Origin of the sequence: Shewanella submarina (genome assembly GCF_042646185.1) — a bacterium.
Lineage (GTDB): Bacteria > Pseudomonadota > Gammaproteobacteria > Enterobacterales > Shewanellaceae > Shewanella > Shewanella corallii.
On record NZ_JBHRTD010000018.1, the window covers coordinates 498,692 to 525,367 of the forward strand.

Here is a 26,676-nt window from a genome sequence, read left to right on the forward strand (position 1 = left end):
GCCCCGGTAAGGGGCTCAGGCACTGTATTGCTTGGGGGACACACCTGTCCATTGACGGAAGGCCCGGGTGAAACTGCTTTGATCGGCAAAGCCCAACATCAGGGCGATTTCGGTCAGGGGCAGCTTCTTTTCCGCCACCAGTTTAATAGCCAGATGGTGACGACAGTCGTTGAGCAGCTGGTTGAAGCTGACCCCTTCTTTCTTCAAATGTCGCTGCATGGTTCGCACACTCATATTCAGATGAGCGGCGGTCATCTCGGCATCGGGTTGATCGAAAAGCATATGGTCAAGCAGGTACTTCTGGACCCGGGTGGCGAAATGGCTTTCGGTAAAACTGGCCAGACGCTCGGTAATCCACTCATCCAGAGAGGCCGCCAGCGCAGGGTTGGCAAACATATGGGGTTTCAGCAGGGCGCTGCGCTCAAAGGTCAATAGCGTCTCTGTGGCATCAAAGGTGACCGGGCAGCCGAAGAACTCGCTGAATGCAGTGACTTTATCTGCCGGAGCAGGGTGGGAAAAGCTGACCGATTGAGGGCTGAACTCCTCGTCGACCATCAGCCTGAACAGTTTGATGGCGGTGGCACTGTAGGCCTCAATCGCCTCCGGTGCACAGGGCTGGTTCTCCGGCGGAATGCTGATGGCGAGTGACAGCAAGTCTCCATTGTCACGTATATCTATATCGGCCACATCCGTGGTGTGGCGGAAATAGCGAATACAGCGCTGCAGTCCCTCCAGCACATTACGGCTGGAAACCATGGCAATCCCGGGAGCGCTGTATGTGGAGGGCTGAAAATAGCGGGTCAGGGTCAGAGCGATGCAGGGATCACCGGTTTGCTCAACCGCCAATTGCCAGACCTCTGCCATCTGACGAACCGGGAATCGGGTTTCACTGTCCCGTTGAGCGTCTTCAAGGTTGAGTCCAGCCTGCCGGAAGACAGCGGCTGCATCGACTCCATAGCTTGCGATCGACCTGGCCATTAAAAGCGCCCAGGTTCCTATGGTTGAAGGAGTTTTCGGGATGAGTGTTGTCATGTTTTTGTTAATTTTGTGACAGTGCATTGGGTATACCATAAATGCATAAGTGAGGACATATGTTCAGGCTGAAAACAGGGTTTTGGTGGCTGGTAGTTAAGGCGATAAAGCTGGCTTCTTATGTTCTGCCCATGCAGATGCCCGCCATCTATTCCGGCCCCGGTGCCTCCCGTCAATTGACGGCGTTTGTTGGTCGTGGCGGTTTTAACCATGTACTGCTGGTGACAGACAAAGCACTGACAGAGATTGGCCTGTATCAGCCTATGGTGCAGATGCTGGAGCAGGCTGGCGTACGGGTTTCCGTGTTTGATGAGGTGACACCGGATCCCACTGACGAGCAGATAACCCGGGGAGCAGAGCGCTTTAAATCTCTGGGGTGTGATGCGGTACTCGGGGTTGGCGGCGGTTCTCCCATGGATGCGGCCAAGATGATAGCTGTGCTGCCCTTTTTGAATAAGCCGGTAAACAAGTGCTCAGGGCTTTTGAGGATTCGCCGTAAGGGGGCGCCACTTTTTCTGGTGCCGACTACGGCGGGGACTGGCTCTGAGGTCACTATAGCGGCTGTGGTGACTGTGGCCGGAACAGGGAAAAAGTTGCCTGTTGCCGATCCGGTACTGCTACCGGAAGCGGCAGCGCTTGACCCTGAATTGATGACTGGGTTGCCGCCTGCTGTGACCGCAGCTTCAGGCTATGATGCGCTGACCCACGCGGTAGAGGCTTATATCTCAACCAATGCCACATCTTCAACCGACAGATATGCCCTGAGTGCCGCCAGACTGATTTGGCATAATTTGCCTGTTTGTATGAGCACGCCCGGTGATTTGGGTGCCCGCGAAGCCATGGCGATGGCCTCCTGTTATGCCGGAATCGCTTTCACCAAATCAGGACTGGGCTATACCCATGGTATTGCCCATCAATTGGGGGCTTTTTACCATGTGCCCCATGGTGTCGCCAACGCTATGGTCTTGCCTCATGTGCTCAGGTTTTCCCTGCCCAATTGCGCATCCAGACTGGCAGAGCTGGCAAGACATTGTGGTCTTGGCGAGCCAGGACAAAGTGATTTGGAGTTGGCGCGTGAATTTATCGACAAACTGGAGCAGTTGCGGGAGTCTTTGGGATTGCCCGGTAAGTGTGAACAACTGACAGAGCGGGATTTCAGAGTGATCACTGAGCGCGCTTTTGCTGAGTCTCATATGCTCTATGCAGTGCCCAGGTATATGCAAGAGGAGGACTGTTACTCAGTCTTGCGGAAGTTGGCATAACAAAACGCCCGGCAATAGCCGGGCGTTTTTAGTATGTCTTCACAGACAAATTACAGATGAATGATTGGGTCGGCATTGCCGTCCGGATCATTGCTGGCGCGGCCATCAGTGGATGGGTTGCCATTGGTCATCATGAGTACGGCGCAGGCAGCAGGAGAAGCCATGGAGGTGCCGGACATAGTTGTGGTACCGCCACCTGCACGCAGAGACAGAATGCTTACACCTGGCGCAGCGTAATCAACCGGTGGGTTGCCATAGTTGGAGAAGCTGGCAAAGCGGTCGCTGGAATCAGTGGCTGAGATGGTAAACACATTAGGGTGTTCAGTACTCGCTGGCGAAACATTGCCTGCATGCTGGCTTTCGTTACCCGCCGCAACCACAAAGAATACGCCAGACTGCTGAGCGGCATTGGCGACTGCATCGTTCAGATCCTGATTGAAGCCTCCACCCAGACTCATGTTGGCACAGTCACCACGATTGGCGTTGGCTGCCACATGGTCAACACCGGCAATCACACCAGACCAGCTACCTGAACCCCGGGAGTCCAGAACCTTGACTGGTACAACGGTTGCACCGGCTGCAACGCCGACGACATCGCTGTTGTTGTTCAGTGCGGCAATAGTACCGGCAACGTGAGTGCCGTGGCCGTTACCGTCATCCATACCGGCGTTTCTGCCTTTGGTGAATGCAGAGAAACCACGGCTGCTGTCAACATTCAGGTCAGCATGATCCAGGTCGATACCAGTATCCAGTACCCAGGCAGTGTAACCAGAGCCATCCACCGGGCCACCTACGCGAGTTACGCTCCATGGCGTTTGCTGTGGGCCAGAGCCACCACCGCCACCAGGCTTACCTTTTGAGGCGAATACCTTACCATCGGGAGAGAAGTGCATGATGTCAGCTTCGCCGCCAAAGGCAGCTTTTGCCTTGTCACAGCTCATGTTAACCGCCATCCCTTTGATGGTGTTCTTGTAAAGGTGCTTTGCCTGAGCATTGGCGCGGGCAACCATGCCTCGGGCCTTACCTTCTACATCGAATTTTGACATGTCATCGGAGAAACGAACGATACAGGTGTTGGCAACTTCCATATCGAGAGCTGCACCGTTAAAAGTTGGCTTATCAGCCATAGCAAGAGGGGAAATAGCCATGGAAATGGCAACGGAAAGAGTCAATTTCTTCATTGTTTGTAGTCCCTTATCTTATATACGTGGGTATCACAAACTACTGCTGTTACAAGGTTGTAACAAGTTGTATCAACACCCTAAGCGGTCTGAAAAATGATTGCAAGGGAGTACTTGAATTTTTCTCATGCTTAAGTTTGATTTCAGCCAGGCAAAAATTCGGGGGTTAAATGTAACTCATTGTTAATTACTCTATTAATTTCTTAATTCATGTCACACTTTTTGTTATCCTGCGGCCCCAAAAAGCATAAGAACACAAATTAAAAAAACAAAAGAGTGCCCGCTATGAACAAGATACCTTTTACCCTGAGCCTGTTGGCCGCCTCCTGTTTGACCGCTGCCCCAGCCATCGCCGAAACCTTCAGTTTTGGCTCAGAACTGAATCAGGAACCCAAGACGTTGGTGCTGTTCCAACAGCAGGATGGCGAGCTGTACAGCGCTGCCAGCCTGCCAACCGATACCAAAAACCAGATTAAACGTGCTGCCGAGGCTGCTCAGTTCAAGGGGGCTCAGGGACAAATGCTGGAAGTACTGGCTCCTAATGGGATAGAGGCTGGTCGATTGGTGGTGATTGGTCTGGGTGACGATGCCCTGACTGAGGGAGAAATCAACACGCTGGGCGGAAAGCTGGCGACTAAACTGAACAGCTTGCCCAAACAGCAGGTTGGTGTATTGACCCAGGGGATCGCTGACAGCCATGAATTTGCGGCGCAATTCGCCCACGGTATTGAACTGAAAAGCTATCGTTTTACCCATTACAAAGCGTCCGATGCTGAACCGAAGCACTTCCACCTGGTAGCGGATGATGCCAATGGTGCCCAAGCTCTGCACAAGCAGTTGCAAGCCGTTGAAGCCGGTGTGTTCCTGGCCCGTGATATGACCAATATGACGCCGGAAGATCTGTACCCGGGCAGTTTCGCCGAAGAAGCGAAAAAGCTGAAAAAGCTGGGTGTTAAAGTCAAAGTGCTGGATATGGATGATCTGGAAGACCTGAATATGGGCGCTTTGGTTGGTGTAGGTAAGGGCAGCGAGCGCGAACCTATGTTGGTCGTCGCTCAGTGGCAAGGCAGTGATGATGCCCCTATCGCATTGGTAGGCAAGGGCATTACCTTCGACTCAGGGGGTTACAACATCAAGGCCACAGGTACCTCTATCGTCCGTATGAAGTCTGATATGGCAGGTGCCGCGACTGTGCTGGGCACGGTCAAAGCCATGGCGATGCAAAAAGCCCCTGTGAATGTGGTTGCGGTAATGCCATTGGCGGAAAATATGGTTTCCTCCAAGGCGCAGCGTCCTGGAGACGTGGTTAGAACTGCCGAGGGCAAAACGGTTGAAGTGACCAACACAGATGCAGAAGGTCGCCTGATCCTGGCTGATGGTCTCTGGTATGCCCGTGAGTATTATCAGCCACAAATGATTGTCGATGTAGCGACACTGACCGGTTCCAAGGTACGTGCACTGGGTCGTGAGTTTACCGGCCTGTTCAGTGATGACGCTCAAATGGTGAATGAGCTGACTTTTGCCGGTGAGCGAGTGGGCGAAAAACTGTGGCGTCTGCCGCTGGCCAAAGCCTATGGGGACGAGCTTAAGTCTGATATTGCCGATTTGAAGAATACCGGCAGCACTGCGGGGGCATCTGTTGCGGCTATGTTCCTGAAGGAATTCGTCGGCGATAGCCGTTGGGCGCACCTGGATATCGCCGGTGACGCGCTGACTTCATCCGGCACAGGCGTGGCGCCTGTGGGGGCAACCGGTCACGGTGTGCGACTGCTGAGTTACTGGCTGACAGAAGAGCAGAAGTAACAGTCTGATTTCGAAAGCCCCTGAGTTCAGGGGCTTTTTGTTAGAGTCAGGTGTCCCTTCACCAACATATATCCTGACCACCCACTTCATCTATTTGCCAGCGTGCCAAGCGCACTCCCAGACCATGCTCTGGATCCCAGCTGCACTCAAACAACAAACCTATCTCTTCATCATCCTCAGATAGATCATTGATGATGATTCCGGTAGGGATAAGTTGTTGCTTCAGTTGCTCTATGTCCATTGGCTCACCAACCTGACGCTCTTTTATTGTATCCAGATAATATGCGTGAATTGCCCGGTAAACGGGGATTTCCAGTCGGCGCTGCAGAGAAATGAATTTATCCAGAGTTCGCCTTTGCCAGTCTTGAGGCGGCTTATCTGCGCTTCCCTCTACTATCAGATGGACTTCAGCAGCCATCAGCTCACTGAACATCATGGTGCGCCAGCCAAAACCTCTGAATGTCAGTTGTTCAAATATATGAATCATGTTTGTTCTTGGGGCTGACCTGGTCAATCCGGAGGTCTTTCCTGACAGTAAAACTGCTATCAGTTTATAAAGTCGTCAGCCACTAATCGATTTTTCACTGATGCTATTTTGATTCATTGCAAAAACCGATTAGACCTATAGGTTTTATCTTCTTTCCTTAATCGAACTGTGCCCGTAATATGCATCTCAACGACGGGGCAATGACACCTTCCCCTACTTAAGAATTCTCAAAGATTCAACGATTAATGGAGCTTTAAAGATATGGCACAGTCTATCATCAACACCGAAATCAAGCCTTTCAACGCTACAGCTTTCCACAACGGTGAATTCATCTCCGTATCTGAGCAGAATCTGCTGGGTAAGTGGTCTGTAGTAATGTTCTACCCTGCTGATTTCACTTTTGTTTGCCCAACTGAACTGGGTGACATGGCTGACCACTACGAGAAGCTGCAGTCCATGGGCGTTGAAGTTTACTCAGTATCCACTGACACCCACTTCACTCACAAAGCATGGCACGACACTTCTGACACCATTAACAAAATCAACTTCCCAATGATCGGTGACCCAACCGGTGCCATCAGCCGTAACTTCGGCGTGATGATTGAGGAAGAAGGTCTGGCACTGCGCGGTACCTTCGTAATCAACCCGGAAGGTCAGATTAAAGTTGCTGAAATCCACGACCTGGGTATTGGCCGCAGCGCAAGCGAACTGGTTCGCAAAGTACAGGCTGCCCAATATGTTGCAACTCACGATGGTGAAGTTTGCCCAGCCAAGTGGCAGCCAGGTGAAGAAACTCTGGCTCCATCTCTGGACCTGGTAGGCAAGATCTAATCTGCCTGAACGTGACAGGATGATGTAAGACACAGAGTAAGTTCCTCCATCTCTGCTCTGTGTCCTCATCAGCGGATGGCCCGGGCTTTCACCCGAATGCCCGGGCCATTTTGTCTCTGCAATTTAGCATTAGCAGAGCATTTTTTAGAAATACCAGAAATTATCGGGAGTCATCATGTTGGATGCGAACTTAAAGAATCAACTGCAAACCTATCTGCAAAACCTCAAGAGCCCGGTTGAGCTCATCGTTTCTGCAGATGCCAGCCCAAAAGCACAGGAACTTGTGCACCTGGCTGAGGACATCGCTTCTCTGTCGGATCTGGTATCTGTAAAAAGTGAGTCAGGCGAGCGTACTCCTTCCATGAAGGTTACCGGTGTACGCGGCACCAGCATCAGCTTCGCAGGTCTGCCAATGGGCCATGAATTTACCTCTCTGGTGCTGGCATTGCTGCACACTGGTGGTCATCCAATTAAACTGACTGAAGAGCAAATCGCGCAGATTCGTGATCTGCCCGGTGAGTATAAGTTCGAAACCTATGTTTCTCTGAGCTGTCAGAACTGTCCTGATGTTGTTCAGGCGCTGAACATGATGGCGGCCATCAACCCGAATATCACCAATGTGATGATTGATGGTGCTCTGTTCCAACAAGAAGTGACTGAACGCAACATCATGGCGGTACCTTCTGTTTACCTGAATGGTGAGCTGTTCTCCCAGGGACGTATCTCACTGGCAGAGGTCCTCAACCGTCTGGATACAGGTGCTGAGGCTCGTCAGGCAGAGGCGCTGGCTGAGAAAGAAGCCTTTGAGGTGCTGGTGGTTGGCGGTGGGCCAGCAGGTGCATCAGCTGCGATTTATGCTGCCCGTAAAGGTCTGCGAACCGGCGTACTGGCTGACAAATTTGGTGGTCAGGTGAGTGAAACTGTTGGTATCGAGAACTTTATCTCGGTGAAGTCTACTGAAGGTCCAAAGTTGGTCGCCAATCTGGAAGCTCACGTTCGCGACTATGATGTGGACGTGATGGACAACAACAAGGCTGTGGCACTGCGTAAGAATGGCTTGTTTGAAGTCGAGTTGGCAAACGGCGCGGTACTGAAGAGTCGAACTGTGCTGCTGGCGACCGGAGCCCGCTGGCGCGAAATGAACGTACCGGGTGAGCAGGAGTACCGTGGTAAAGGTGTAGCTTACTGCCCTCACTGTGACGGCCCGCTGTTCAAGGGCAAGGAGGTGGCAGTTATCGGTGGTGGTAACTCAGGCATTGAAGCGGCTATCGATCTGGCCAATATCGTTGAGCATGTGACTGTTCTTGAGTTTGACAGCAAGCTGCGCGCCGACGAAGTGCTGCAACGTAAAGCCAACTCTATGGGTAATATCACCATTATTACTCAGGCGATGACCACTGAAGTGCTGGGCAATGGCAAGCAGGTGACCGGTCTGAACTATACTGACCGCGCAACCGGCGATAGCCACCATGTTGAGCTGGCAGGTATCTTCGTTCAGATTGGTCTGGTACCTAACTCTGAGTGGTTAAAAGACACCATTGAGCTGACACCACGCGGTGAAATTATTGTCGATGGTCAGGGTCAAACTTCTCTGCCAGGCGTGTTTGCCGCAGGCGATGTAACCAACTCTGCCTATAAGCAGATCATCATCGCCATGGGCAGCGGCGCTACCGCATCGCTGGGCGCCTTTGATTACCTCATCCGCAACAGCGAAGAGGAAGTCACAGAGGTTGCTGCTTAACCCTGAATTGAATTGAAAAAACGCCTGCTGAATGCAGGCGTTTTTGTTTGCAGGTAAGCTGCCGACAGCGATGCTTATCATCACCCAGCTTGAGCTTAAGACGGAAGTGTGTTTACTTTTCATTAACTTTCAACCGGGCAGGCATTGGGATGCAGGAACTGCGGGACTATATTTTTGTAATTGGTAGCTTGCAGGGCTTTATCTTGTTTGTGCTGTTGGTGTTCGACTCAAGAGTGAATCGTGGCAGTCGAATATTGGGGGGGCTGTGCCTGGGATTAGCCATCTCTTTCCTGCTGCCTTTTATTGTTCAAGAGCGCCATATCTTTGGGGTTGGCTGGCTAATTGGGCCGGTTTTCTATCTTCCAGCCTGTTACGGCGCACTCTCATACCTCTATATCCGTACGACTGTCTCCAGCATGCCCTTATCTCTGGCTGACAGCGTGCATTTCCTCCCTTTGTTGGCCTGTTATTTAATTAACTTTGACACCTTATTTGATGGAAATCAGATGCTTGCCTTGGTTAGTCCGGGAGGCTCTGCTGAGCCACTCATCTGGAAATACAGGCTTAGCCAGTTAATTGTGTTTTCTCAGGCGTTTTTCTATTCGGCGCTGACGTTAAGGTTTCTATTGCGTTACCGCCGTCAGGCGAGCGAACAGTTGGCTTCCTTTAATCCCAACATATTCAATTGGCTGATTACCCTGATGGGGTTCAACTTTGCAATATGGTCCCTAAAAGCTGTACTCAATTACGGCTCAGGCAGTCAGCTCCTGGTGCTTCTGGCAGACCTTATAATTGTCGCACTCATCTATTTTATAGGGTTTGCTCAATGGCGGAATCCGTCACTTTTTTCTGTAGTCGAGTCTAAACCGACTGAGGAGCCAGGCAGAACACCGCCGGATGAAGTGGACAAAACAGGGCCCTCAGCGATGGATTCGGATACGGGGCGAGCCTTGATCGCTGAAATTCGGGAACAGATGCAATCCAAACAACTTTATCTGGACAGTGGGCTGACACTGGCAGCGCTGGCGAGCCATATTGGTGCGTCGCCACATCTTGTTTCTGAGGCTTTGAACAGGCATGAGGGGCAGAACTTTCATACCTTTATCAATGGCTATCGGGTGGACAAAGTATGCGCCAGCCTGAAGCTTCATCCTGAGGATAATATCCTCAATCTGGCCCTCGATGCGGGTTTCTCCTCCAAGAGTGCATTCAACGCGATATTTAAAAAGATGACAGGGGTGACGCCCAGCCAGTATCGACGTGCTTTAAATAGTCCTGATTTATAAATCTGGACGCCAGCAGGCGGCACGATTCATTTAATGGCCCTAATAACAACCGCAAGGACCAACTAAATGAGTGCACAGCAACAATCAACAACCAAAGGTAAATCAAGACGCTGGGTTCAATGGATCATGAAAGGAGGACTCTGGCTGGGTGCCGTGTCACTAACCCTGGTCGTCCTGTTTATCTACTCGGCTCACGGTGACATCAAAAAGCTTTATGGTGCAGATACTCAGTTGGTCGACTCCAGTCAGTTCATGCCAACAGATGGCCCCTTGTTGATCCGCAATGTCAGCATACTTTCGCCGAATGGTGAGCAAATGCTGCCAGCAACTGATGTGTTGATAGAGGATGGGAAAATTGCTGCTATCGGGGATGACATAGTTGCACCCAAAAAACTGTTCGAAGTTGACGGAGCGGGCAAGTTTCTTATTCCAGGTTTGGTCGATTCACATGCTCATGTGATGCACAGTGAAAACGACCTGCTGCTGTATCTGGCCAATGGTGTTACCCATATCAGAGAGTTGGCCGGCTCCGAAAAACATCTGGCGTTGAGGGATGAGATAGGCGCAGGACGTCTTGGCCCCAGAATGTACGTGGCTTCTCCGCAATTGGACACTGACGGATTCTGGCTTGGTCTTTATCGGGATTTCACCCGCTTCAGCCGCAATGTATATGACCCTGAGACTGCAAGGGAAGTAGTATGGGAACTGGATCGTAAGGGTTATGACGCCATCAAGTTATATGATCTGAATGTGGAGACTTATCGGGCAATCAACGCTGAGGCGGGTATTGCAGGCATACCAACACTGGGGCATTTACCTGTAGATATGGACCTCGATGAGTTGAGCAGTACCGGACAGCAGGAGATTGCCCATATAGAGGAGTTGGTCAAACTCCTGCTGCGTGACTTTGGCTCTGTGCGACAACAGGGAACTGATGCATTTCGTGATTTCGCTGCTGAGCGAAGTGACAGGATTGCCAAAGATCTTGCCGGTAATCAGATTGCTGTTCACAGCGTACTTTGGTTTATGGAAAGCATCGAGCGCCAGTTTGACGACCTTGAGAACCTGCTTGGCGAGGTACGGCTCGAATACGCTAATCCGGGGATTGTTGAAGGTAATCAATATGCCGGTTTTGGCTGGTTGCCAGAGCGTAATCGCTTTCGCCGTGATGATGCTGATTCTGTTGAGGAAAATGAACTCTTGATGGACTTTTGGCAAGCCCGTAAAGATGCTCATCACCTGTTGCTGAAGGCCATGATCGCCAATGGGGTTGTCCTGCTGGCGGCAACGGACTCCAACGCCGATCTGGTCGTTCCCGGTTTTTCACTCCACGATGAACTGCAATCTCTCAATCAGGCCGGTATGAGTATCCCCGAAGTACTGAAAAGTGCCACCAGTCATCCTGCCGATCTGATGAACTCCAACGCCGGGTATATTGAAGAAGGGAAGCGAGCCGATCTGGTGCTACTCAACAAAAACCCTTTGGTGCAGATGGGTAATACCAGGAGTATTGAGGCGGTTATCGTCAATGGACGCTATCTTCAGCGCAAGCAACTTGACGCTATGTTGCAGTCGGTTAAAGAGGCCAATAATCGCAGCAGAGAGATGGATATCGGCCACTATCTTTGAGCCTGTCAGTGTGATTTTTTCAAAGCCTCTTTCAGTGAAGCATCCAGCGCTTCCTGAGTGGCTATGTCTTCGGCACTGCGCTTGCCTTTTCGGTTTTTGTCCAGGGCCTGACTCACCTGACGTTCGCACTCCTGCTCAGACAACCAGGGGTTGTCGTAGGGACCACCTTTGTCTGATCTGTGGTTGCAGGCAATTTGGGCACAGCCACTAAGAAGCATGAGTGGCAATAGGGAGAGTATCAGTCCTTTCATATCTCAATACGGTAAATTAGCGTGCCCCATTGTTGCATATAATTTCGGCTGCTGCAGTGGTCTGTTCCAGCAACGGCCCATTCATGAAAAAGGCAGACTGATGTCTGCCTTGCATTGGGGCGGAGCCCAACTTAGTCATTATTGGCGATAGCCACAGCGGTTCCGACTATTGCTCCACCGATTAATGCGCCAGTGACAAAGTCATTGCGGTCACTATTATGATGGTGGTGGCCATGGTGCCGGTTGTTGCGAATGGCGCGCTTAATCTCGCGACGAGCTTCGCGCTTTTCTCTGGCCACTTCACGGTGACCTTCTCGGATCTCGCGTCGAACACAGTGACGGGTTTTACAGTTGAGCACTTCCCGGGCGGCTTCGCGTTTCTCCCGGTTAACTTCACGTATACCCTCACGGATCTCCTGACGAACTTCCCAGCGACTGGCGTGGGCATCAAAGCTGCCAAACCCGGTTATCAGCAACAATGCCATGCTGAATGTGATACCCAATTTCATTTTTCACCTCGTGTATAACACCATGCTTGCAGACAAGTCATGGCTGTAAACCGCAGTGCCTTTAATTACGGCTGTGTGCGAATCTGCCGGCAATTAGGCCATTGTCGAGATGAACGTAAGCTGAAAGCACAGAGGCGACCTAACCTGGTCGCCTCTGTGCTTTCATTTTGGCTGGCTATTTCTGTTGAGTACAGATTTCGTCAGGCTGGCCGTAACGGATCAGTGTTGCCTCATCGCCCTTGGTCCAGAAGGTGAGGTTTTGAGCCTCATATTTGGCGCCTGAAGCACTGCGGCTGATAAAGGCAAAAATCTGCTTATCCGGTGTACTCTGGTTCAATTCGTTAATCACAGCCACGGGCACTTCTGTGTCGTTATAGAAGTACACCATCAGGTTTTGGGTCTTACACTGAAAGGTGACAGGCTCAGGAGCTTTGACCTTACCAGCCTGGATCTCAAGTTCAGTGATGCGGGTTTTGTAGTTGTCTTCGACACACTGGCCCAGCTTGTCGCTTTTCCAGCAATCATTGCGTCCTTTAATCCAGCCACGCTGAAATGCCCTGAGCAGGCGTTTCTCTTCACCGGAAACCTGTTTTAGCGCTGCCTGATAGGCATCATGCAGTTTGTTGTCCAGTCGCTGGAGCTCTGGTTCCTGACATATGGTTTGCTCTACTTCACCGCTGGCTTTGCTGCAGTCGTAGGAAGGGGCGGCATTAACCGAGAATGGTAAAAACAATGCCAGGGGCAGAGCACAGATAAGTTGACTACGCATAGGAGATATCCGAAAGGTTGGAGACTTTTACGCTAAGAAAAATTGGCGGCGGGCGCAATCAAGTATGCAGGAATTTTCATTAAAAATGATTTGTCATTTGCCTCTGTGGGGAGGATGTTATGACAACTAAGCTGTTGCTTTAAGGAAATATCATGCCTGTTTGCGCACAAGATTTTATTAATGGCCGGGTTTCTCAGTCCAGAATCTGTTTATGGTTAAAGCGGTTGTCGCTGAGCTTTTCGCTGATCTTGTTTTCATCATGCTTTGTCGCCGCCGATGGATTGCCACAGCTGCCTGAGCAGGAAGAGCGACCTTTTGTAGATGCCAGACACAAGTCGCTTGCTGGTGCCAAAGCGATTGGTGAGATGTTCGATGCCCAGGGTTACAAGTTGGATTCGGTAAAACAGGGGGCGGGCGTTCCGCCACTCTATGGCCTGAATCTGCCGGAAGATTTAAATAACCAACCGGTGGCGGAGAAAATCAGCGAATTTATTCGCTTGCTGCTGCCCAATGTACTGGCGGTAAACCAACAAATTACCCGCGTTCGTCAGCAGCTTGAGGTATTGGTGAAGATACCTGTATCTCAGCGCACTGCCGCTGAAAATGAATGGTTGCAGGAGCTGTTGACCCATTACAGCATCGCCCCCCAATTGACCCCGGATAATTTGAATCAATTGCTGATGCAGCTGGATGTGATTCCGGTGGGGATGGTACTGGCCCAGGGTATTGATGAAAGCGGCTGGGGCACCAGTCATTTCGCCATTGCCGGTAATGCGCTTTATGGCGAGCACAACCCCAAAGGCAGCAGCCATTACCTGACTACGCCGGGCGGGCATGTCAAAGTGGCGGCGTTTGATTCAATGTTCGAGGGGACGGCGGCTTATATGTTCAATCTGAACACGGCAAAGGCATATCAAGGCCTTTGGCAGCTCAGACAGACATTGAAGCGGGAGCACAGGCTAACCGGATATGAGTTGGTGCCCTCTTTGGAGCATTACTCCACCCGGGGGGATGCCTACGTGGAAAACCTGCAAAGCCTGATTACTCATCATCAATTGGATGCGTTTGGTGGGGCGACACTGACAGACGACACGCCAACCACTCTGACGTTTTCTCGCTGAAGCCTCAATACAAAAAAACACCGGCAATTGCCGGTGTTTTTGCGGGTCAATACCCTCTCAGGCGGTGGTATTGATATTGTGGCCTATATTGCCCACAGGCTGTGGCGCCTGAGGCTTAGCCGGTGCACTGGCGGCACTGATCAAATCCATCACGATCTGGCCTTCAACCTGCTGCTGATTCTTGGTCATTTCGGCAACCTTGCCTATATGAGTCATCGCATTGTTGAAGCCTGTGTTGCTGACTGGCGTCATAGTGCATTCCTTTCATTTGCGGCGGTGTGCCGCTAACTGATTATCGGCACCCTGAGTATAAAGTTTAGAACTCTTTGCTCATTTTGCCCGCTTTCTCAGCATGCGTCGGCCGTAAATAATAATGGCAGTAACCAGAATTGACCCCAGGATCAAACCGATAGCCAAAACCGGGTTCTGCATGGATGTTGGGTCCATGACCAGCAGTGCACCCATGCCTGTCATCATGGTGCCCGACATCAGTTTAAGGCCTTCTCCCTCTTTTTCGGTCAGCTTACGTTTGCCAAGCGTCGCGGCAAAGATGATGACTATAGTGGCCAGTGGGATCACATACACTATGTTGTACATCGCCAGATAAGCATAACGCTCGGCAGTAGTGAGATCATGCATAGACAGCACACTGGTATAGATCATAGGGAAGCCTGCGGTACACAGCAGCTCATAACTATTGGCCAGAATCGCCAGTACAGTAGAGCCGACAATCATGGCGCCCAGTGAGCTGGCACTGGATAGCTTGCCCATACGTTTAATCAGTCCGGTGCGATTCTCGGTGGACATGGACAGGGTTACCTTGCCCCGGTGGAAGAAGAACTCCTTGATATTGATAGCTCCGGCCACCAAGGCTACCAGGCCTGCTATCAGGATAATGGTGCCGCCATCACCACCTGCACCCAGTAGTTGGAACAGGTTGAGCCAGGCTGTCATAAACACGAAGTAGATAAGTCCGGAGAAGAATACAAAGATACCGCCCACCAACAACATGCGGCTGCGGCTCTTGGCATTGACCATAATGGACAGCAGGAACAGGAGTACAAAGAAGGCGCAAGGGTTAAAGGCATCGACTCCTGCCAACACCAGAGTAAGCAGGGGCAGTGACAGTTGCTCCGGGGCAACTGTGCCTACCAGAGGAATTTCCACCGGCTGCACCTTGCTGGTTGGGGCCGAGTCAATACCTGAGTCACAGGTGCCGGGAGCGGCATTTTTATCACAGGTACCAAACAGTGGTGAGTCCAATGTCACCGGGGCTTCCAGTGCCTGGTTTGGGTCGAGTTCCCCGCCCTGTTTGCTGTAGCACTCCCTGAGCTTCTGCTCGATAAATACCCCTGTTACTTCGTCACTGGTATAGCCCACGATACTCTGGCCACATATTGCCACAAAGGGTACTGAGGTGGTTTGGGTGTTGGTGGCTTTGGCTATCTGTTGCCAGTGCTCAATGACACCGGGTTCGCTTACCAGTTGAGCATTAAGGTCAACCCAGGGATACTTTTCAGCGAGGCGATCGATAAAGGGGTGTGCTTTGGCACAATGGGGGCAGGTTTTAGACCAGAAGAAGTAGAGTTTGACATCCGGAGCACTGGTCGAGGCCTTGGGGGTATACCAGAGTTCATCTGCTCCGTAAGAATTTGGGGCAGACACCAGGCCGACGGCAAGCACCCAAAGCGCAAAAATCCATTTCAGTGAGGACCACATACTTTGTTTCTCCAAATCAATAAGCTACTGATTTGATTTCATAGTATCGGGTTTGTTCTTGGAGGCGGGGGATAAGTTGGAGAAGTGTTAACCCGGTCAATATCTACCGGGAAACCCTGGATTCATTTAAGTGGTTAATGCTGTTTTGGGTGACCGGGCAGCAGATTATTCTGATTTGCCGTCGGCCAACATCACAGGCTCATGTTCACAAAAGGAGAGTTTGACCACTCGGTCTTCATCACCGGCGGTAAGAATGCGGGTAACCATGGGATAGGTAAGCTGCTTCTTGGTCAAATAGGTTTTTACTCTGTCGACACGGCGCTGAGCCAACCACATATTGTACTCACGCAGCTTCTTGTCACTGATCTGTTTATTGAAGCTGAATTCCAGCAACAGATAACCATCGGTCAAGCTTTCACTGTCATCCAGAAGCTTATCCAGTGCGGCTTTGCCATTGGAGTTAAAGTAGGAGCTGTTGCGATCAAACTCAACCTCACCCAGCATACTGCTTCCGGGGCATGATGCCACTGCAGGAGCGGCAAGCAGGCTGAGCAGCAACAGGGTAGTAATTTTGGTCATGTACGACGCTTCCTGTGTCAACCTTTAGTAGTAGATTATCTGCTTTTTGCTGACCACAATTTAAGGCATCTTAAGTGCCTTTGCAAACCTTCATGGCCGTGTTGCTAATTTGTTGAAAAACAAGGTTTAATACTGTTGCTAAAGATGGCGAAAGTTTGACGCCTGCCTCTGGTTTTGACGCTTTTTGTGGTTTTATTTTCTCATTTAATCCGAGTGTTTTTTAGGGTTTTATTCTTTCTTTTCATTGGATTGCTTAATGACGGTAACAACCAATTCCCGGAGGAAAGCGAGGTTTATCAGGTCTGTAAATCTGCGGTCGTTAACAGGATTAAAAAATCTGCGCACCTTGCCACTTTTATATTTAATCCTCATCTTTAATAACAAGGAACTGTGGCTGGAGGCCATTTGATGAAGCAAACCGATGTATTGGTTGTAGGTGGTGGCATTGTTGGAGCGGGCATTGCTCAGGCTGCAGCAGCAGCGGGATACAGTGTAGTGCTGTGGGAGCGTGGAGAGCTGGGGGGAGAGACATCGGCTAATTCCAGTAAGCTGATCCACGGCGGTTTGCGCTATCTGGAGTCCGGTCAGGTATCCCTGGTCAAAAGCTGCCTTGCACAACGCAAACAATTGCTGAAACTGGCCCCAGGATTGGTGGAGGCCGTGCCATTCTATATTCCCGTATACAAGGACAGTCGCCGTGGGGCCATGACCATAGCCGCTGGGCTTGGCTTGTACGCCATGTTGGCGGAGCTTGAACCCCATGGCCGATTTCAACGACTGCCCAGATCCCAATGGTCCTCTCTTGAAGGCCTGGAGCAGACCAATCTAAAGCATGTATTCCAGTATTGGGATGCCAGAACCCATGACCAGAGATTGACTCAAGCTGTGGCTGCCAGTGCCGAAGCTCTTGGGGCCGAGGTTTGCGAAGGCATTCGCTGTGAATCCATTTATCAGGGTGCGAGGGTGTGTCAGGTAGAAGGACGGGATAGTGAAGGGAAGAGTAGAGAACTCAGAGTCGGTATGGTGATTAATGCCTGTGGTCCCTGGGTGAATGCGCTGCTGGACAGTGTCTCCCCCAAGCTGGTGGGCTTACCTATAGATTGGGTGCAGGGGAGTCACCTGCTGTTGGATGTACCGCCTCCCCAGGGGGTGTTGTACCTTGAGTCTCATCTGGACGAACGAGTGGTATTTGTGATCCCCTGGGAGGGCAAAACCCTGCTGGGCACCACAGAGACGTTACTGCGAACTGAGCCGCAAAAACCGCAAATGACGGAGCAGGAACAGGACTATCTGTTGGCTATCTACCAACACTATTTCCCTGCCTGGCAGGAGTCTGAACTGACAGAGCGTATCTTGCAGCGTTTTTGCGGTGTCAGAGTGTTGCCCAAAGCCAATGGCAGTGCTTTTGGCCGCAGTCGGGAAACCATTATTCATGATCCCGGCTCTCATCCCGGGGTTATTACTGTTTATGGCGGTAAGCTGACGGAATACAGGGTGACATCAGATCAGGTGCTGGCGATCGTGCGCCGTCGACTGGGAGAGCGACAAGCCATTGCCGATGTCAATGAGCTGGCGCTCACTTAAACAGATTAGCCCCAACAGATGATCCGGCCGTGAAAAATGGATAGACTAGCGCCCCTTTTGCCTGGCAAGTTTCGGGCAATAACCGTTATCAAACTCCGGATACGAGATTTTTCATGCTGACATGCAGCTACTTTTCCCAGGGTAAATGCCGCTCCTGTAACTGGCTGGAACAGCCTGTTGAGCAGCAACTGACCAACAAATCATCCCAGCTGGCTACTTTGCTTGAGGGATTGAATGTGGAGCAGTTTCTATCCCCGGTCAGTGGGCATGAATCAGCATTTCGAAATAAAGCCAAGATGGTGGTGATGGGCGCTGCTCATGAGCCTGTACTGGGAATTGTCGGTCCGGATGGTTCACCTGTCTCTCTGTGTGATTGCCCTCTGTATCCGCAAGATATGCAGGCGCTGTTGCATCGGCTGGAGAAGTTTGTTCAACAGGCCGGTATTCCGCCTTACCGGATTGATAAGTCCAAAGGCGAGCTTAAGTTTATTCTGCTGACCCGGGCACAGCACTCAGGTGAATACCTGCTGCGCTTTGTACTGCGCAGCCACAATGCCATTGAGCGTATCGAACGTACCTTGCCGCAGCTGTTGGCAGACTGGCCACAAATCAAGGTGGTATCTGTCAATATTCAGCCCGTGCATATGGCGCGGCTGGAAGGGGATGAAGAGATTTTCCTGACAGAGGCGACCCGCCTTGAAGAGGTGTTCAATGGCGTGCCCTTATTTATCCGCCCCAAGAGCTTTTTCCAGACCAATCCTGTGGTAGCGGCTGGGCTTTATCGCACCGCCAGAGACTGGGTCGCAGAGCTTAAGCCTTCCAGAGTCTGGGATCTGTTTTGTGGTGTTGGCGGCTTTGGCCTGCACTGTGCTTCCAAAGAGGTGGATGTCACAGGTATTGAGATTGAAGCCGAGGCCATTGCCTGCGCCAAACTCTCCGCCGAAGCCTTGGGGTTGGATAATCTGAGTTTCAGTGCGCTGGATTCAACCGGCTTTGCCCAGGGGCTGGATGCCACTGAAGTACCGGATGTGATTATTGTGAATCCACCCCGCCGTGGTATTGGCGAGCTGTTGTGTCAGTCGCTGTCAGCATTTGCGCCCAGGGCGATAGTGTATTCCAGTTGCAATCCGGTGACGCTGGCGAAGGATCTCAAGCAGATTGAGGGGTATGAGATTAAGCGAGTGCAACTTTTCGATATGTTTCCCCACACTGAACACGCTGAAGTTCTCGTTCTTTTGTTAAGGCGGGACTCTGAACGCTGATAACGGCGTCAGCCACTCTCGCCGTAGCGCTGCTACTGTCGTCGAGTGGCTTCCTTGTTCTAAGCGCCCATAGTCTCCGCCCATAAACGTTTTAGTAAAGGCGGGATTGGCGGCTAAGAATCCCCTTCGCCGTAGCGCCCGGGCAGGGCTTTAAATGAAAGAGTCTTCGAAAACACGTCTTGCATTGAACGTTGAGAACTCCCTTCGAGGTGATTTAGGTGCAGGAGCATTGATAATAACTACTGGCTTCTTTTTAAGCCGCGGTGAGCCTGGTTAATGGCGTCTTCTCGCCGTAGCGCCCGGTAGAGACTTTAGTGCTTGCTCTCTCCCTGGTCGCTTGTTCTTTTCCTCTAGCTTTTCCCAATCAATAACATGGCCAGTGTTAGGCTGGTAAGCAGCAGGATTGCGCTGACTGCTTTCCAGAATCTCAGTGGGTTTTGCTCCAGCAGTGGCAGTCGTTTTTGCTGTTTGATGAGCTGGGGGTTGGGGGCGTTCAGGTCCTGATCAAACTCCGACAGAGCGCTGTATCTTTGGTTGGGCGTCGGGTGGCAGGCCTTTCTCAGTGCAGCGTCCATCCAGTCCGGGACATCTGAACGCCAATGGCTGGCTGGGATGTATTCATGGCGACCCGGCGGCGTTGGCCGGGATGGGTTGACTGGCTTATAGGGCAGGTGACCGGTTAGCAGTTCATACAGGGTCACGGCCAGCGCATAGATTTCCGATTGCAGGCTGGCGGTTTGCCCCTGCAGGCACTCAGGTGCCAGATAATTCAAATCTCCCAGAGGATAGTCCTCTTTATTGACATTGAGCTCCTCCAGTCCGGGAGCGGTCGCTGAGCCCAAATCGATCAGAGTGACCGACAGATTGCTGTCCACCATAAAGTTGTCAGGCTTAATATCCCTGTGAAGTACTGACATTCGCTGCAGCGCCCGCAGAGCTCTGATTGCCCCTCTGGCGACAATGCGAATATTACTGAGCGATGCCTTCGGGTTGTCCAGTAGCCACTGTCTGGCACTGCAGCCACCAACCCTGTCGCTTATGTGATAGAGGTAGCCCGAGTGTTGTGAGGGTGGGTGCAGATTAATGATATAGGGCGAGTTAAGTTGAACGCCGAGCCAGCCCTCTTTTAAAAAGGCACTGATATAGGTGGGATCATCGGCAAAATTCAAAGAAGGTGCTTTCAACACATAGGACTTTCCATCCAACTGGCTGTGAACCAAATAGAGATGACTGCGGCTGCCGTCATACAGAGTTTGAACGATATCGTAGTGGTCCAGTTGTTGTCCCGGCTTCATCGGCTTGGGGATTAGCCGTTTACCCATAAACTGAGTAAATTCATTTAGATTCGGTGTAGGCAACGAGTCGATTGCCAGGATGACACCGCTCATATCGTCCTGTTTGGCTTTCTTCTCCTGTTGAGTTTGAGCGCTGGCCTGAGCCACCATAGCGTCGGCAATCAACTCCAATGGGTCTCGGGAGGGCGCCGAAGAGCCTGTGTTGTTTTGCCCCTCAGTGTTTGAGGGCCCATCCATCAGGTGTTGCAGCTGAGTCTGACTCAGAGAGTCGTGGATACCGTCGCTGGATAGCAGTAGTCGGTCCCCGTGTTGCAGGGGGACTGCCTGGCAATCCAGTTGCAGGTGGGAGTCAATCCCCAGGGCCCGGGTAAGCTGGTATCTGTCGCCGGCAAAACATCTGTGATCCCGGGTAAGCTGTTGAAGTTGACCTTGCCGATACAGCCAAACCCGGCAGTCCCCAACACTGAAGATATAAGCCGTGTTGGACTTGATGACTACTCCGGCAAAGGCACAGGCCATAGCGCTGTCTGCCTGAGTCAGCTGTCCCTGTCGTGAGGAATACTGCAACGCGTGCTGATAGAGCCACTGATTGAGAGACCTGAGTACCTTCTCAGCGGCGTGATTAACCGACCAGGTTGGCGGGGTTTCCAGATATTGGCCAATAAACTCGTTAACGGCGAGTTCGGCAGCTCTATCACTGACGCCACTGACACTTACCCCATCAGCAATGGCTGCTACCACTCCTTTGTGCAGCAACACTTGCTGACGCCTGGGCAAAGAAACAGCAAAGGCATCCTGGTTCGGCCCATTCTCTCCGGCACGGGAGCAGCCTCCGGCTCTGACTTTCAGCCCATGGGCCGCCCCGGCTCTTCCAGTGGTTGGGGCCCTGGTCTGGGGATTATCCCGACTCATACTCACGCGTATTCTCAGGCCTTGGCGATATCTATCATGGTGATACTGCCATCTTCATTCACTTCGGCCATTTGTCCTGATGGCTCCTCCATAAACAACAGGGTGACAAACCCCAGTACCGCAGTACCGGCGATAATGTAGAAGAAGGTGTTGTAATCCACCAGAGACAATACTGTCAGATACACCACGGCTCCCACGTTGCCATAGGCGCCTGTCATACCGGCAATCTGGCCTGTCATACGGCGTTTGATCAGCGGCACAGCGGCAAATACGGCGCCTTCACCGGACTGCACGAAGAAAGAGCAAACCATAGCGGCGACCACCGCAGCCCATACCGGCCATGCTCCATTGACCTGACCCATCAGGAAGTAGCCAGCGGCCAGGCCAGCGGTCAGGATAAGAAGAGTCGGTTTGCGTCCAAATTTGTCTGACAGCCAGCCGCCACCTGGGCGGGACATCAGGTTCATAAAGGCGTAAGCGGAAGCCACCATGCCTGCGACCACAGGGGTGAGTTCAAAGGTCTCGGAGAAAAACAGTGGCAACATGGAAACCACGGCCAGCTCGGAACCAAAGGTGGCGAAGTAGAGCACACTCAAAACAGCGACCTGCTTGAATGGATATTTATGAATGTCGGCCACCTGGGTATAAAACACCTCCTTATTGACCTTCCATACTTTCCAGGCGTCCAGCAAATACAGGGCCGCCAGTCCTAGATAGATCAGATTAACTGTGGTGGTACCGAACATGCCTATGCCCGCCGGAGACAGCTTCCACGCCAGTAGTGCCAGAGCTCCGTACATAGGCAGTTTCATGATCAGCAGCAGCAAAAAGTCGCCTTTGGAGGTCACTTCCATGGCACCCAGTTTTTTGGGTTTAAAGTAGGTGGCGCCTTTTGGCGTGTCGCTGACATTAAGATAAAAGATGACAGAAAACACCAGGCTCATCAGGCCGGTAATTGCCATCGCATAACGCCAGCCATCATCGCCGCCAAAGATGACCGCCAGGGTTGGCAGGGTAAAAGCGGCAGCTGCTGAGCCGAAGTTTCCCCAACCGCCGTATATACCCTCAGCCGTTCCCAGTTCATTGTGGGGAAACCATTCAGAAACCAGACGAATACCGATAACAAATCCTGCACCGATAAACCCCAGCGCAAAGCGAGCGATAGCCGCCTGAACAAAGTTGTCTGCAAGAGCGAAGGCAAAGCAGGGGAGGGAGCAGATGGCCAGCAGCAGTGAGTATGTCAGCCGGGGGCCAAACTTATCTGTCAGCATGCCGATCAGCACCCTGGCAGGAATGGTAAAAGCCACGTTTAGGATCAGCAGAGTTTTAATCTCTGCCGTGGTTAAGCCTAACGACTCTTTGACCGCCTGTAATAAAGGCGCGAAGTTAAACCAGACGACAAAGGTGATGAAGAATGCCATCCAACTCAAGTGCAGGGTTTTCATTTTTCCCTGAAAGGAAAACAGATTAAATTTCTCACTTCCCGACATGTTGTGCTCCCGATAGCGAATAAGGTGCCCTGCGACGAGTCTTGACTCATCGCTGATGATTGATTGGTTGGTTGATTGCTGGTTGGTTCGGGCGGCAGTTATGGCACGCCGAGCTGAATGTCACCCTGATAGCAGCGAACCGGGTAGGTCTTGATATGCCACTGGTCATCATCCAGACATTCGCCGGACTCCAGACAGAATCTCTGTTTGTACAATGGAGAGGCCACAGTCGGTCGATCGCCGACGGACCCCATAATGCCCCGGGACAGAACATTGGCTTTGCCTATGGGGTCGAAGTTATCCACGGCGTATAGTTTTCCGGACGCACCGCACAGGAATATGGCCACCTGAGTATTGTTGAACAGGGCACACACACCAGTGTTACCTATCAACTCCTGCGCCTGGCAGATGGTGTGCCATTGGGCACCTGAGATATTCATACCTGCGCTCCTTCATTTTCCAGATAGACGATATCTATGATCTGACCCGCTTTGGTGCCTGCGCTTTTATCCGAGTCTGTGGCCGGAATTCTTTGGCCGCGTACCATGCGATAGCTCAGCTGGCTGTCGCTGGCATCACTGTTGATAAAGTGGCGAAAGCGCTGCAGTAATTTGGGGGACTCCAAGGTGGTTTTCCACTCGCATTGATAGCGCCCCAGGCTGTTGGCCATATCAGTCTCCATTTCCGCTGCAATGCCGAGCTTGTCGTCAATCACCACCTGTTTCAGGTAGTCGAGGCCGCCTTCAAGGTTCTCCAGCCAGACGGAGGTACGCTGCAGACGGTCGGCTGTACGAACATAGAACATGAGGATTCTGTCTATGTATTGGATTAACGTGGCCTTATCCAGATCTGAAGCGAACAGGTCGGCATGCCTGGGTCGCATACCTCCGTTGCCGCAAACATAAAGGTTCCAGCCGTTCTCCGTGGCAATCACGCCGATATCTTTGGACTGAGCTTCAGCGCATTCCCGGGTGCATCCGGAGACGGCAAACTTGAGTTTGTGGGGAGAGCGCAGACCCTTGTAGCGGTTCTCCAGCTCAATGGCGAAGCCGACACTGTCATCCACACCATAGCGACACCAGGTGGAGCCCACGCAGGACTTCACCGTGCGCAGGGATTTACCGTAGGCATGGCCGGTTTCAAATCCGGCATCCACCAAAATGCGCCAGATCTCCGGCAACTGATGCAGCTGAGCACCGAACAGATCGATACGCTGACCGCCGGTGACCTTGGTATACAGGCCATACTCTTTGGCTATCTGCCCCAGCACGATAAGTTTGTCCGGGGTGATCTCGCCCCCAGGCACTCTGGGAACGACAGAGTAGGTGCCATCCTTTTGCATATTGCCCAGATAAATATCATTGGTGTCCTGCAGGCCAATATGGGGTTCCTGCAGCACATAATCGTTCCAGAATGAGGCGAGAATAGAGGCAACGGTAGGTTTGCAAACATCACAGCCCAGGCCACTGCCGTGGCGGGCCAGCAGTTCATCAAAGGTTTTGATTTGGGTGACTCTGACAATATCTGCCAGTTCCTGACGACTGTACTGGAAGTGTTCACACAGGTGGTTATTCACCTCGTGGCCCAGGGCGGCCAACTCAGCATCCAACACCTGCTTGGTCAGGGCACCGCACCCGCCACATCCGGTCGAGGCCTTGGTACAGCTTTTGATATCGGCAAGGGTGCAGTTACCATCGGCAACAGCAGTGCGAATATCCCCTTTACTGACATCGAAGCAGGAGCAAATTTGGGCTGAATCAGGCAGGTTGGCGACACCAACCCCGGCGCCACCTGTGTCTTCTCCGGTATCAATCAACAAAGTGGAGGGGTACTCAGGCAGAGGCAGTTCGTTGAGCATGGTCTGCAACAGTGATGGATAGCTTTCGGTATCGCCCACCAACACGGCACCCAGCAGCTTGCTGCCATCCTCTGACACTATGATGCGCTTGTAGATCTGTTCGATACCATCACTGAAGGTGTAGCTGCGGCAACCCGGAGTGTTGCCCAATGCATCGCCGATGCTGGCGACATCTACCCCCAGTAGCTTGAGCTTGGTACTCATATCCGCGCCTGTGAACCCAGCGCTGTCGCCACAGATATTTGCAGCGGCCACTTTTGCCATTTGATAGCCGGGGGCCACCAGGCCAAATATACGCTGCTGCCACAGGGCACACTCACCCACTGCATAAATGTTGCTGTCGCTGGTCAGACATTGATCGTTGATCACTATGCCGCCGCGTTCTCCCAGAGTTAGCTCAGCAGCTTCTGCCAGCGCATCTCTGGGGCGAATACCCGCAGAAAATACCAGCATGTCGGTTTCCAGGTTGCTGCCGTCGGCAAACACCAGTTGATACCTGCACTCTGTTCCGGCCTTAATTTCTGTGGTGGCCTTTTGGGTGTGAACCTGAACTCCAAGCTGGCTGATCTTCTGTCTCAGCAACTCTCCGCCCCCCTCATCCAGCTGCACTGCCATCAGCCTGGGCGCAAACTCAACCACATGGGTTTCCAGCCCCATCTGCTTAATGGCATTGGCGGCCTCCAGCCCCAAAAGGCCTCCCCCTATAACGACGCCAACTTTGCTGGTTTTGCCTGATGCCTGAATAGCCTCAAGATCCTCTATGGTGCGGTATACATGGCAGTGGGGCTGATCATTGCCTTTAATGGGAGGTACAAATGGAAAAGAGCCTGTAGCCAGCACCAGCTTGTCGTAAGTCAGCTGTCGACCTTTACTGGTTTCTACTCTTTTGTTGGCTCTGTCGATCGCTGTGACCTGTTCATTAAGAAAATAACTGACACCTTGATCGTCGTAAGCCTGTTCACTGGTCAGCATTAAGTCTTCCGCCCGGCTTCCGGCGAAGAAACTGCTGAGTTGCACCCTGTCGTAGGCCAGTCTCGGCTCTTCACAAAAGGTCACTATGTCCAGTTGTTGTTCGTTACGCTGGCATAGTTCATCAATCAGGCGGTGGCCAACCATGCCATTGCCTACCACGATAATACGTTGCTTGCTCATGCTGCCTCCTATGCTGAAAGTTGTTGAAGTAATGAGGTCTCAGGGAGTTGTTGGCTCTGTGGAGTAAACCAGTCCAGTTGTTCGCGCAGACTGACCACCTGGCCCACCACAATCAACGCGGGTGATTGCACAGACTGAGTGGCCACTCTGGAATGAATGTTATGCAGCTGCCCTGAAATGACCCTTTGCTGATCTGTACAGCCCTTTTCAATAATCGCCACCGGGGTCGAGCCTGACATACCGGCAGTCATCAGCTGCTGACTTATCAGCTCCAATTTGGACAGACCCATATAAAACACCAGTGTCTGATTGAGGGCTGCCAGGGCCTGCCAATTGATTTCTAAAGACTTCTCAGCATGGGCGGTAATAAAACTGCAGCCCTGTGACAGGCCTCTGTGAGTCAGCGGAATGCCGGCATAACTGGTGCAGCCAGAGGCGGCTGTAATGCCGGGAACCACTTCGACCCGGATATTGGCCTGATGCAGTTCCAGCATCTCCTCTCCACCCCGGCCAAATACGAAACTGTCGCCCCCTTTGAGTCGGCTCACGGTTTTACCCGCAAGGGCGTGTCGGAGCAGCAGTTGATTGATTTCACTCTGTGTAGCGCTGTGCAGGCCTTTAGCCTTACCAACGTAGATAAGCTGTTTGCCAGAGGGCAGAGCGTCGATAATGGCCTGGCTGACCAACTTGTCGTACACAATCACATCTGATCCCTGCAGGCACTTACTGGCCTTGAGGGTCATGAGTTCAGGATCTCCCGGCCCCGCTCCAATAAGAAACACTTTGCCCGGTTCATTTGGGAGTCTTTTCAGCGTGTCTTGGATGCTGCTCAACTTTGATGGCAGTCCAGATAATGATTGAGCTGACTCTGATTTGACTTCATTAATTTCCGACATTGTCACCACCTGACTCACGTTATCCCG

At 51.9% G+C, this 26,676-nt stretch carries 23 protein-coding genes; 9 read left to right on the plus strand and 14 right to left on the minus strand.

Annotation, left to right across the window (positions count from 1 at the left end; translation table 11 throughout):
- Nucleotides 1–15: 15 nt before the first annotated feature.
- Entirely contained in the window at nt 16–978 is a 963-nt protein-coding gene (locus tag ACFOE0_RS19155) for an AraC family transcriptional regulator (protein ID WP_248934200.1), read from the minus strand.
- Nucleotides 979–1,091: 113 nt separating this feature from the next.
- Here ACFOE0_RS19155 and ACFOE0_RS19160 point away from each other — a divergent pair, with 113 nt between their 5' ends.
- Nucleotides 1,092–2,294: an iron-containing alcohol dehydrogenase gene (locus tag ACFOE0_RS19160; RefSeq protein ID WP_248934201.1), complete on the plus strand. Its 1,203-nt coding sequence runs from the start codon at nt 1,092–1,094 to the stop codon at nt 2,292–2,294.
- Between the two features lie 50 nt (nt 2,295–2,344).
- On the opposite strand, the gene ACFOE0_RS19165 is transcribed toward ACFOE0_RS19160, so the two are convergent.
- Nucleotides 2,345–3,475 carry a S8 family serine peptidase gene (locus ACFOE0_RS19165; protein WP_248934202.1) on the minus strand — a complete coding sequence of 377 codons (1,131 nt, stop codon included), beginning with the start codon at nt 3,473–3,475 and terminating at the stop codon, nt 2,345–2,347.
- A gap of 285 nt (nt 3,476–3,760) precedes the next feature.
- On the opposite strand from ACFOE0_RS19165, the gene ACFOE0_RS19170 reads away from it, so the two are divergent.
- Nucleotides 3,761–5,278, plus strand: a complete 1,518-nt coding sequence (locus ACFOE0_RS19170; RefSeq protein ID WP_248934203.1) for a leucyl aminopeptidase — start codon at nt 3,761–3,763, stop codon at nt 5,276–5,278.
- Nucleotides 5,279–5,336: 58 nt separating this feature from the next.
- Here ACFOE0_RS19170 and ACFOE0_RS19175 read toward each other — a convergent pair whose 3' ends face one another.
- The gene (locus ACFOE0_RS19175) at nt 5,337–5,765 is read right to left on the minus strand and encodes a DUF6985 domain-containing protein (RefSeq protein ID WP_248934204.1); all 429 of its coding nucleotides are present in this window, start codon (nt 5,763–5,765) and stop codon (nt 5,337–5,339) included.
- Between the two features lie 261 nt (nt 5,766–6,026).
- Here ACFOE0_RS19175 and ahpC point away from each other — a divergent pair, with 261 nt between their 5' ends.
- The 4 genes from ahpC (at nt 6,027) to ACFOE0_RS19195 (ending at nt 11,252) form a co-directional block, all read left to right on the plus strand.
- On the plus strand, nt 6,027–6,596 hold the full coding sequence (ahpC, locus tag ACFOE0_RS19180; RefSeq protein WP_248934205.1) for an alkyl hydroperoxide reductase subunit C: 570 nt from the start codon (nt 6,027–6,029) through the stop codon (nt 6,594–6,596).
- A gap of 175 nt (nt 6,597–6,771) precedes the next feature.
- Nucleotides 6,772–8,337, plus strand: a complete 1,566-nt coding sequence (ahpF, locus tag ACFOE0_RS19185) for an alkyl hydroperoxide reductase subunit F (protein ID WP_248934206.1) — start codon at nt 6,772–6,774, stop codon at nt 8,335–8,337.
- 209 nt (nt 8,338–8,546) lie between these two features.
- The gene (locus ACFOE0_RS19190) at nt 8,547–9,623 is read left to right on the plus strand and encodes an AraC family transcriptional regulator (RefSeq protein ID WP_248934754.1); all 1,077 of its coding nucleotides are present in this window, start codon (nt 8,547–8,549) and stop codon (nt 9,621–9,623) included.
- Between the two features lie 66 nt (nt 9,624–9,689).
- Entirely contained in the window at nt 9,690–11,252 is a 1,563-nt protein-coding gene (locus ACFOE0_RS19195) for an amidohydrolase family protein (RefSeq protein ID WP_248934207.1), read from the plus strand.
- Nucleotides 11,253–11,257: 5 nt separating this feature from the next.
- Here ACFOE0_RS19195 and ACFOE0_RS19200 read toward each other — a convergent pair whose 3' ends face one another.
- The 3 genes from ACFOE0_RS19200 to ACFOE0_RS19210 form a co-directional block, all read right to left on the minus strand.
- On the minus strand, nt 11,258–11,503 hold the full coding sequence (locus ACFOE0_RS19200) for a hypothetical protein (RefSeq protein WP_248934208.1): 246 nt from the start codon (nt 11,501–11,503) through the stop codon (nt 11,258–11,260).
- A 131-nt stretch (nt 11,504–11,634) separates the two neighbouring features.
- Nucleotides 11,635–12,012 carry a hypothetical protein gene (locus ACFOE0_RS19205; RefSeq protein WP_248934209.1) on the minus strand — a complete coding sequence of 126 codons (378 nt, stop codon included), beginning with the start codon at nt 12,010–12,012 and terminating at the stop codon, nt 11,635–11,637.
- A 175-nt stretch (nt 12,013–12,187) separates the two neighbouring features.
- On the minus strand, nt 12,188–12,781 hold the full coding sequence (locus tag ACFOE0_RS19210) for an MliC family protein (RefSeq protein ID WP_248934210.1): 594 nt from the start codon (nt 12,779–12,781) through the stop codon (nt 12,188–12,190).
- 152 nt (nt 12,782–12,933) lie between these two features.
- Between ACFOE0_RS19210 and ACFOE0_RS19215 the strand changes: the two genes are divergently transcribed.
- Complete coding sequence (locus ACFOE0_RS19215; protein WP_248934211.1) at nt 12,934–13,902, plus strand: glucosaminidase domain-containing protein; 969 nt, start codon at nt 12,934–12,936, stop codon at nt 13,900–13,902.
- A gap of 57 nt (nt 13,903–13,959) precedes the next feature.
- On the opposite strand, the gene ACFOE0_RS19220 is transcribed toward ACFOE0_RS19215, so the two are convergent.
- The 3 genes from ACFOE0_RS19220 to ACFOE0_RS19230 all read right to left on the minus strand — a co-directional run bounded on the left by ACFOE0_RS19220 (nt 13,960) and on the right by ACFOE0_RS19230 (nt 16,200).
- Nucleotides 13,960–14,154 carry a cytoplasmic protein gene (locus ACFOE0_RS19220; protein WP_248934212.1) on the minus strand — a complete coding sequence of 65 codons (195 nt, stop codon included), beginning with the start codon at nt 14,152–14,154 and terminating at the stop codon, nt 13,960–13,962.
- A gap of 78 nt (nt 14,155–14,232) precedes the next feature.
- The gene (locus ACFOE0_RS19225; RefSeq protein ID WP_248934213.1) at nt 14,233–15,621 is read right to left on the minus strand and encodes a cytochrome C biosynthesis protein; all 1,389 of its coding nucleotides are present in this window, start codon (nt 15,619–15,621) and stop codon (nt 14,233–14,235) included.
- A gap of 165 nt (nt 15,622–15,786) precedes the next feature.
- A complete protein-coding gene (locus tag ACFOE0_RS19230) occupies nt 15,787–16,200 on the minus strand; it encodes a hypothetical protein (RefSeq protein WP_248934214.1) in 414 nt (137 codons plus the stop codon).
- A gap of 408 nt (nt 16,201–16,608) precedes the next feature.
- Between ACFOE0_RS19230 and ACFOE0_RS19235 the strand changes: the two genes are divergently transcribed.
- The gene (locus tag ACFOE0_RS19235) at nt 16,609–17,784 is read left to right on the plus strand and encodes an FAD-dependent oxidoreductase (protein ID WP_248934215.1); all 1,176 of its coding nucleotides are present in this window, start codon (nt 16,609–16,611) and stop codon (nt 17,782–17,784) included.
- 113 nt (nt 17,785–17,897) lie between these two features.
- On the plus strand, nt 17,898–19,046 hold the full coding sequence (gene rlmC / locus ACFOE0_RS19240; protein WP_248934216.1) for a 23S rRNA (uracil(747)-C(5))-methyltransferase RlmC: 1,149 nt from the start codon (nt 17,898–17,900) through the stop codon (nt 19,044–19,046).
- 350 nt (nt 19,047–19,396) lie between these two features.
- Here the strand turns inward: rlmC and ACFOE0_RS19245 are convergent, their stop codons facing one another.
- From ACFOE0_RS19245 to cobA, 5 genes are all read right to left on the minus strand, one after another.
- Nucleotides 19,397–21,253 (minus strand): bifunctional protein-serine/threonine kinase/phosphatase, encoded by a 1,857-nt coding sequence (locus ACFOE0_RS19245; RefSeq protein ID WP_248934217.1) that lies wholly within the window; start codon nt 21,251–21,253, stop codon nt 19,397–19,399.
- Between the two features lie 14 nt (nt 21,254–21,267).
- On the minus strand, nt 21,268–22,743 hold the full coding sequence (locus ACFOE0_RS19250; RefSeq protein ID WP_248934218.1) for a NarK family nitrate/nitrite MFS transporter: 1,476 nt from the start codon (nt 22,741–22,743) through the stop codon (nt 21,268–21,270).
- A gap of 98 nt (nt 22,744–22,841) precedes the next feature.
- Nucleotides 22,842–23,183 (minus strand): nitrite reductase small subunit NirD, encoded by a 342-nt coding sequence (nirD, locus tag ACFOE0_RS19255; protein WP_248934219.1) that lies wholly within the window; start codon nt 23,181–23,183, stop codon nt 22,842–22,844.
- Nucleotides 23,180–25,753, minus strand: a complete 2,574-nt coding sequence (gene nirB, locus ACFOE0_RS19260) for a nitrite reductase large subunit NirB (protein ID WP_248934220.1) — start codon at nt 25,751–25,753, stop codon at nt 23,180–23,182. Before nirB ends, nirD begins: the two co-directional genes overlap by 4 nt.
- Before the next feature lie 8 nt (nt 25,754–25,761).
- Complete coding sequence (gene cobA / locus ACFOE0_RS19265) at nt 25,762–26,496, minus strand: uroporphyrinogen-III C-methyltransferase (protein ID WP_380712573.1); 735 nt, start codon at nt 26,494–26,496, stop codon at nt 25,762–25,764.
- Nucleotides 26,497–26,676 lie beyond the last annotated feature (180 nt).